We start from the raw sequence: 1013 nt of genomic DNA, 5'->3' as shown, positions 1-1013 counted from the left end.
GAGCTTTCACTAAAAATAACATTGAAAATAGTGCCGATCTGTCAATTGGTACAGTTAATCTCACAAATTCAGAAATCCATGCCGACGTGTTATTAGGGGACGGCCTCTTTACAAAAAAAGAAAGCTTTTGGGAGGAGAAAGATATTAATGAGATCTCCAATGGCACCTTCACATTAAGCGCTGATCATTCAAATTTAGAAGGCAGAGCGAATATTGCTAAAGACAGAAATGTACGTTTTGATCTACAAAACAAGACAACATGGACACTAAAGACCAGTACAAAAGAAAAAGATGATGATGGCAATCTGCTTGATATTGCTCAAAGATCTCGTTCCGATATTTCTACGCTTAATCTCGATAACAGCTCTATTATCTTTAATGGACAAACAGAAGATCATTATCACACATTGCATATAGGTTCTGGTAAACCAGACACGCAAGAAGTCTACAACGCCTCTGGTGATGCAAAGATTTACTTCAATATTGCTTGGAGTGATGGCGTAGCAAGTGCCGATCAAAAAACCGATAGACTTCTGATCCACGGTGATGTCTCAGGCTCCACAACAGTTTATATCAAAAGCGATTCAGGAGATGAAAGTAGTGTAGTCAATGCTGCTGCTCCTTCCAATATAGGTGGACTTTCACTCATTCAAGTATCTGGAAAAGCACGAGAAGACTCTTTCAAACTCGTAAATGGCTATACCACAAGAAATCGTTTGCCTTATAAATATACGCTAACGGCCTATGGACCAGAGTCAAGCCACGGTACAGCCGATGTTGCACAAAGCCTCTTTGATGAGAAGAATGAAAATTTCTGGGATTTCCGCTTACATAAAGAAATTCTTGAAACAGATTCTGGTTCTGGTCCAAGTGTGATCGTCCCTGTAGCACAAACGGCCAGTTACTTAGTCATGCCAAATGCTCTCTTCTATAGTGGATTAACCGATATGGCTAAACAAAACGCACTCTTAGCCAATATCAGAACATCCGTCTTAGGAAAAGAAGAGGAAAAA

General features: G+C 39.8%; 1 protein-coding gene. It reads left to right on the top strand.

All coding sequences use genetic code 11. The annotated features are described in order from the left end of the window. The coding region (locus ACFIMG_RS02215; RefSeq protein ID WP_375679372.1) for an autotransporter outer membrane beta-barrel domain-containing protein at nucleotides 1–1013 on the top strand (1013 nt) is incomplete at both ends.

The sequence above is a fragment of the Bartonella sp. AP11XZML genome (assembly GCF_042196445.1).
In the GTDB taxonomy this organism is placed as follows: domain Bacteria; phylum Pseudomonadota; class Alphaproteobacteria; order Rhizobiales; family Rhizobiaceae; genus Bartonella.
The sequence above is the reverse complement of the archived record's forward strand: the minus strand, read 5'-3'. Positions and strand labels throughout refer to the sequence as shown.